Annotated in this window: 7 protein-coding genes and 1 pseudogene; 4 read left to right on the top strand and 4 right to left on the bottom strand. The window is 63.6% G+C overall.

The genetic code is table 11. The features are described 5' to 3' along the window. From ACK6AU_RS30935 to ACK6AU_RS30920, 4 genes and pseudogenes are all read right to left on the bottom strand, one after another. Positions 1-323: pseudogene (locus ACK6AU_RS30935) on the bottom strand (hypothetical protein); the annotation flags it as partial. Between the two features lie 273 nt (positions 324-596). Beyond that, positions 597-1460 (bottom strand): carboxylate/amino acid/amine transporter, encoded by an 864-nt coding sequence (locus tag ACK6AU_RS30930; RefSeq protein WP_022642950.1) that lies wholly within the window; start codon positions 1458-1460, stop codon positions 597-599. A gap of 211 nt (positions 1461-1671) precedes the next feature. After that, complete coding sequence (locus ACK6AU_RS30925; RefSeq protein ID WP_409303482.1) at positions 1672-2271, bottom strand: FMN-dependent NADH-azoreductase; 600 nt, start codon at positions 2269-2271, stop codon at positions 1672-1674. 158 nt (positions 2272-2429) lie between these two features. Beyond that, positions 2430-2744, bottom strand: a complete 315-nt coding sequence (locus tag ACK6AU_RS30920) for a 3-phosphoglycerate kinase (RefSeq protein ID WP_409303480.1) — start codon at positions 2742-2744, stop codon at positions 2430-2432. 50 nt (positions 2745-2794) lie between these two features. On the opposite strand from ACK6AU_RS30920, the gene ACK6AU_RS30915 reads away from it, so the two are divergent. From ACK6AU_RS30915 to ACK6AU_RS30900, 4 genes are all read left to right on the top strand, one after another. Further along, positions 2795-3718 carry a LysR family transcriptional regulator gene (locus ACK6AU_RS30915; RefSeq protein WP_022642947.1) on the top strand — a complete coding sequence of 308 codons (924 nt, stop codon included), beginning with the start codon at positions 2795-2797 and terminating at the stop codon, positions 3716-3718. A gap of 31 nt (positions 3719-3749) precedes the next feature. Continuing rightward, entirely contained in the window at positions 3750-4553 is an 804-nt protein-coding gene (locus ACK6AU_RS30910) for an alpha/beta fold hydrolase (protein WP_409303477.1), read from the top strand. A gap of 3 nt (positions 4554-4556) precedes the next feature. Beyond that, positions 4557-5120, top strand: coding sequence for a peptidylprolyl isomerase (locus ACK6AU_RS30905; RefSeq protein WP_185698080.1), 564 nt, complete (start codon positions 4557-4559; stop codon positions 5118-5120). An 88-nt stretch (positions 5121-5208) separates the two neighbouring features. After that, positions 5209-7041 carry an ABC transporter ATP-binding protein gene (locus ACK6AU_RS30900; RefSeq protein ID WP_185698079.1) on the top strand — a complete coding sequence of 611 codons (1833 nt, stop codon included), beginning with the start codon at positions 5209-5211 and terminating at the stop codon, positions 7039-7041. Positions 7042-7056: the final 15 nt, after the last annotated feature.

Raw genomic sequence — 7056 nt, 5'->3', positions numbered from 1 at the left:
ACGCAGAAGCACAGCAGGAACCACCACAACGACCCGGACGCCAGGCTCGCGCAGAAAAAACCCAGCGCCAGGGACAGGATGCCCGCCCCCACCACCCGCCGGGTGGAAGTGCGATCGGCCAGCACGCCCGCGACGACTCCCATGGCGTAATAGAACAACGCCGTCAGGGAAAACACCGAGGCAACGGAAAAGCTCCCCACTGCGAAATTGGCCTGGATCTGCGAGAAGAACGCACCGAAGGAGTAGGCACCGCCAAAGATCAGCGCCAGCAGCACATGGGTGGCCAACACCACATACCAGCCGTGGAATACCTGGAACTTCATGGCACAACGCCCTCCCTTGCCAGGAACTGGCGTCAGCAAAGCCAGCTCATCTTGTAATGTCTTGTATATACATATGAATGCAATTTTACGGCCAGACGCGTCACCGAGCGCTCGGCTCTTCTCTTGACTCATCTAACTCATTGTTTCCAATGGAAAAAACAAAAACAAAAAAGAACCCGCCGGTGTGGCGGGTCCTGGAAAAAGCATCGCTCCTGGGGATGGGGGTAACAGTTGCGTAGAACCGCTACCCAATCTGGCTGGCGCCCGTAACCCTCACGCCGTGGCCACCCTGCGCTGGCCATGGCGGCTGACCCACACCGCCAGCAGGATCACCAGCCCGCCGAGGGCCAGGCGGCCCAGGTCTTCATGGCGGTTCCAGATCAGCAAATTGAGCAGCAGGCCCACCGGCACATGCAGGTTGTTCATCACCGCCAGGGTCGCGCCGGTGACCAGGCAGGCGCCCTTGTTCCACCAGTACAGCCCCAGGGCCGTGGCCACCAGCCCGAGGAACAGCAACACCGCCCAGGTCACCGGGGCATCCGGCAAGAAGTGCGCCTTGCCGAACAGCAGGAACGCCGGCAACACCACCAGCAAGGCCCCCAGGTAGAAGTAGCCGAAACGCCGGTAATGCGGCAGGTCGCTGGGGTAGCGCGCCACCAGGTGCTTGTACAGCACCTGCCCGGCGGCATAGGTGAAGTTGGCCAATTGCAGCAGCAAGAAACCCATGAAGAAGTCCGGGTTGATCCGGTCATAACGGATCACTGCGGCGCCCGCCACCGCCACCAGGGCCGCCAGCAGGCCCCAGGGATTGAAGCGCCGGTTCAGGGCGTCCTCGATCAGGGTCACGTGCAACGGCGTGAGGATGGTGAACAGCAGCACTTCCGGCACGCTCAGCACCCGGAAGCTCAGGTACAGGCACACGTAGGTGATGCCGAACTGCAGCGCGCCGATCAGCAGCATGCCGCGCATGAAGGCCGGTTCCACCCGGCGCCAGCGGGTCAGCGGAATGAACACCAAGCCTGCCAGCAGCACCCGCACCAGCACCGCGAAGTAGCTATCGACATGCCCGGCCAGGTACTCGCCGATCAGATTGAAGGAAAACGCCTGGATCAGGGTGACAACCAGTAGATAGCCCATGCTCGCCTCATCGTTGGATGGCGGCGACGATAACGGTTTTTGCCGGCGCGGGTGAAATCCCCGGCAAAAAAAGCCCGATCTCGCAAGGCGCTAGATCGGGCGTCGGCACTGAAGGAGCACGCAGTGCAAAGGGAGGTTCGATGCGCGGACCTGCTTGAAGGGGCACGCAGGAGCTATTTGAACATCCAGCGATTATCCGGGGATTAACCCCTCAGGCCACCTGGGCCAGCCTGGCGTTGGCCTGGTTCAGGCCCTTCTCGTGGAAATCACCACCCAGGTTCAGGCCCTCGGCATGGATAAACTGCACGTCATGGATCCCGATGAAGGCCATGACCTGGCGCAAGTAGGGTTCCTGATGATCAGTGCTGCTGCCGGCGTAGATCCCGCCCCGGGCCGTCAGCACGAAGGCGCGCTTGCCAGTGAGCAGGCCCTGGGGACCGGTCTCCGTGTACTTGAAGGTGACCCCGGCGCGCAGCACGTGGTCAAGCCAAGCCTTGAGTGTGCTGGGGATGGCGAAGTTGTACATGGGCGCCGCCATCACCAGCACGTCGGCCGCCAACAGCTCCTCGGTCAGCTCATTGGAGCGTTGCAGCGAATCCTGCTCGGCGGCGTTGCGTTGCTCGGCAGGCTTCATCCAGCCCCCCAGCAGGTTGGCATCCAGGTGCGGCACCGGGTTGCGAGCCAGGTCGCGCACAGTGATCGAGTCCGCCGGATAGGCCGCTTGCCACTGCTGGACAAAGGTCTGGGTCAGTTGGCGGGATACGGAATCCTGCTGGCGGGCACTGCTTTCGATGATCAGGACGCGGGACATGGGTGAAGCCTCCATCGGGGTATGCGTAAGTCGATGGGGCGCAGATTAAATAGAGATATATCGATGAAAAAGCGCAAATAACTGCTATAACCAATCAATAAATTCGTTTATAAGCAAGCCCAGTCCCGCCATGATCGACAGGACCGGCATCACGGCGGTCACTTGGCCTGGCAGTTCAGGTCCAGGCGCAGCTTGATGATGTTGCGGTTGAATTTGACGGTCACGTTGCGGCTCTTGCCGGCGGCGACCTCCACCTTGCGCGTACGCGGTGATTCGGGACCGTTGCGAAAAACCACCGAGCACACGGCATCGGTCTTGCCGTAGTTGTTCAACTGGATCGAGCCGATGTCGGCGTCGGTATCGTAGGTGATGTAGTCGATGCCCAGGCCATTGAGTTGCTTGTCGACATCGATGGGATAGGCCCAGGCCCCAAGGGGCAGCAAGGCCAGCAGCACACAACAGAATTTTCTCATTCGGCGCTCTCCAATGCGGGAGCGCCAGCTTAGGACAAGAGGAGCCCCTCATGAAAGCGCCCCGCGTGACCCTGGATCAATGGCGCACCCTGCAGGCCGTGGTCGATCACGGTGGCTTCGCCCAAGCCGCCGAGGCCCTGCACCGTTCGCAATCCTCGGTCAGCTATACCGTGGCCCGCATGCAGGACCAGCTCGGCGTGCCGCTGCTGCGTATCGATGGGCGCAAGGCGGTGCTCACCGAGGCCGGCGGCGTGCTGCTGCGTCGCTCCCGGCAGTTGGTCAAGCAGGCCAGCCAACTCGAAGACCTGGCCCATCACATGGAGCAGGGCTGGGAAGCCGAGGTCCGCCTGGTGGTGGATGCCGCCTACCCCAATGCGCGGCTGGTCCGCGCCCTTACCGCGTTCATGCCGCAGAGCCGCGGCTGCCGCGTACGCCTGCGCGAGGAAGTGCTGTCCGGGGTCGAGGAAGTGCTGCTCGAGGGCGTTGCCGACCTGGCCATCAGCGGTTTCAACATCCCCGGCTACCTGGGGACCGAGATGAGTTCGGTGGAATTCGTCGCCGTGGCCCATCCCGAGCACGCCCTGCACCGCCTGCAACGACAACTGGCCTTCCAGGACCTGGAAAGCCAGTTGCAGGTGGTGATCCGCGACTCCGGCCGCCAGCAACCACGGGACGTGGGCTGGCTGGGCGCCGAGCAGCGCTGGACCGTGGGCAGCCTGGCCACCGCCGCCAAGTTCGTCAGCAGCGGCCTGGGTTTCGCCTGGCTGCCACGGCACATGATCGAGCGCGAGCTGAACGAAGGCCTGCTCAAGGTGCTGCCCCTGGACCAGGGCGGCAGCCGCCATCCGACCTTCTTCCTGTACTCCAACAAGGACAAACCCCTGGGCCCGGCGACGCAGATCCTCGTGGAACTGCTGCGCACCTTCGACACCGCGCCGCTGGATGCGCCGTTCGCCGCCCCCGAGCAAGCCTGAAGTCCCAACCACCAGAACAAGGAGTTCTGCCATGGCGTATTTCGAGCATGAAGGTTGCACCCTGCACTACGAAGAATACGGCCGGGGCGAGCCCCTGGTGCTGGTCCACGGCCTGGGTTCCAGCGCCCAGGACTGGGAAAAGCAGGTCCCGGAACTGGCGACCCGCTATCGCCTGATCATCCCGGACGTACGCGGCCATGGCCGCTCCGACAAGCCCCGGGAACGCTACAGCATCCCTGGATTCGCCGCCGACCTCATGGCCCTGGTCGAACACCTGGGCCTGGGGCCGGTGCACTATGTCGGGCTGTCCATGGGCGGCATGATCGGCTTCCAGCTGGCCGTGGACCAGCCGCACCTGTTCAAGAGCCTGTGCATCGTCAACAGCGCACCCGAGGTCAAGCTGCGCTCGGCCGACGACTATTGGCAGTGGTTCAAACGCTGGAGCCTGTCCCGGCTGCTGAGCATGGCGGCCATCGGCAAGGCCCTGGGCCAGCGACTGTTTCCCAAGCCGGAGCAAGCCGAGTTGCGGCAGAAGATGGCCGAACGCTGGGCAAAAAACGACAAACGTGCTTATCTCGCCAGCTTCGACGCCATCGTCGGCTGGGGAGTCCAGGAACGCCTGGGCCGTATCACCTGTCCAACCCTGGTCGTCAGCGCCGACCACGACTACACCCCGGTGGCGCTCAAGGAGGCTTACGTCAAACTGCTGCCGCACGCGCAGCTGGTGGTGATCGAGGACTCCCGGCACGCCACACCGCTTGACCAACCGCAGCGCTTCAACCAGACCCTGCTGCACTTCATCAATACAGTCGACACCACCACCCAGGATCACTGACCCATGCTGAAAAAAATCGCCCTCGCCGCCGGTTCCGTACTCTTCGCCGCCAACCTGATGGCAGCGCAACCGGCCAAGGCACCCCACGTCATGCTGGACACCAGCTTCGGCAAGATCGAGATCGAACTGGATCCGGTCAAGGCGCCGGTGTCCAGCAAGAACTTCCTCGACTACGTCGACAGCGGCTTCTACTCCAACACCATCTTCCACCGGGTGATCCCCGGCTTCATGGTCCAGGGCGGTGGCTTCACCGCGCAGATGGTGCAAAAGGACACCCGTGATCCGATCAAGAACGAAGCCTCCAACGGCCTGCACAACGTGCGCGGCACCCTGGCCATGGCCCGGACTTCGAACCCCGACTCGGCTACCAGCCAGTTCTTCATCAACGTCGCCGACAACGCCTTCCTCGATCCGGGCCGCGATGCCGGCTACGCGGTGTTCGGCAAGGTGGTGAACGGCATGGAAGTCGTGGACCAGATCGTCAATTCCCAGACCACCACCAAGCAAGGCATGCAGAACGTCCCGGTCGACCCGGTACTGATCAAGTCGGCCAAGCGCATCGACTGATCACGCAGCCTGTCCCCGACGGCGGCGCCCTACCCGGCGCCCCGTCCGCTATAGCACAGGAGAGCCCGTACAACGGGCTGCAGACCCCATGCTCTATCGTCGTTTCGAACAACTGATCGATATCTTCCGCGACACCCCCGCGACCACCCCGCCCAACCGGGTCCTGCCCTTCTATTTCCACTACATCAAGCAAGTCTGGCCGAGCTTCGTCGCCCTGCTGGTGGTGGGCCTGTTCGTGGCGCTGATCGAGGTGTCGCTGTTCAGCTACCTGAGCACCATCATCGACCTGGCCCAGGGCACGCCCAGCGTCCAGGTCTTCAGCGACCATGGCCTGGAGCTGGCCTGGATGGCGGTGGTGGCGCTGTTGCTGCGCCCGCTGATGGTCGGCCTGCACGACCTGCTGATGCACCAGACCATCACCCCCGGCATGACCAGCCTGATCCGCTGGCAGAACCACAGCTATGTGCTGCGCCAGAGCCTGAACTTCTTCCAGAACGACTTCGCCGGGCGCATCGCCCAGCGCATCATGCAGACCGGCTACTCGCTGCAGGATTCCTCGGTGCAGGTGATCGACGCCCTGTGGCACGTGACCATCTATGCGGTCGGCGCCCTGGTGCTGTTCGCCGATGCCGACTGGCGCCTGATGATCCCGCTGCTGCTGTGGATCGTCGGTTTCATCGGCGCCATGCGGTTCTTCGTGCCGCGCATCCAGAAACGCTCGGTCGATGCCTCCGACGCCCGCTCCAAGCTCATGGGGCGGATCGTCGACGGCTACACCAACATCGCTACCCTGAAACTGTTCGCCCATACCCATTTCGAGCAGAGCTACGCCCGCGAGGCCATCGCCGAACAGACCGAGAAAAGCCAGTTGGCCGGTCGCGTGGTGACCTCCATGGACGTCACCATCACCACCCTCAACGGCCTGTTGATCGCCGGCACCACGGGCCTGGCCCTGTGGTTGTGGAGCCAGTCGCTGATCAGCGCCGGGGCCATCGCCCTGGCCACCGGCCTGGTGATCCGCATCGTCAACATGTCCGGCTGGATCATGTGGGTGATCAACGGCATCTTCGAGAACATCGGCATGGTCCAGGACGGCCTGCAGACCATCGCCCAGCCACTGCAACTGACCGACCGCGAACAGGCGCCCAAGCTCGAAGTGACCCGAGGCGGGGTGAACTTCGAGCATGTCGAGTTCCACTACGGCAAGGCCAACAAGGTCATCAGCGATCTCAACCTGCACATCCGTCCCGGGGAAAAGATCGGCCTGATCGGCCCCTCCGGGGCGGGCAAGTCGACCCTGGTCAACCTGCTGCTGCGCCTCTATGACCTGCAGGGCGGGCAGATCCTGATCGACGGCCAGGACATCGCCGGGGTGACCCAGGAAAGCCTGCGCGAGCGCATCGGCATGATCACCCAGGACACCTCGCTGCTGCACCGTTCGATCCGTGACAACCTGCTCTACGGACGTCCCGACGCCACTGACGAGGAACTCTGGGAAGCCGTGCACAAGGCCCGCGCCGACGAGTTCATCCCGCTGCTATCCGACGCCCAGGGCCGCACCGGCTTCGACGCCCACGTGGGTGAGCGCGGGGTCAAGCTGTCCGGCGGCCAGCGCCAGCGCATCGCCATCGCCCGGGTGCTGCTCAAGGACGCGCCGATCCTGATCATGGACGAAGCCACCTCGGCCCTGGACTCGGAAGTCGAAGCGGCGATCCAGGAAAGCCTGGAGACCCTGATGCAGGGCAAGACCGTGATCGCCATCGCCCACCGGCTCTCCACCATCGCCCGCATGGACCGCCTGGTGGTGCTGGAACAGGGGCGCATCGCCGAGACCGGCACCCATGCCGAACTGCTGGCCCACGGCGGCCTGTATGCGCGACTGTGGCAACACCAGACCGGCGGCTTCGTCGGCGTCGATTGATGCCTACAGGTGCGT

This window comes from Pseudomonas sp. KCJK8993, from assembly GCF_046230915.1.
GTDB lineage: Bacteria > Pseudomonadota > Gammaproteobacteria > Pseudomonadales > Pseudomonadaceae > Aquipseudomonas > Aquipseudomonas piscis.
The sequence above is the reverse complement of the archived record's forward strand: the minus strand, read 5'-3'. Positions and strand labels throughout refer to the sequence as shown.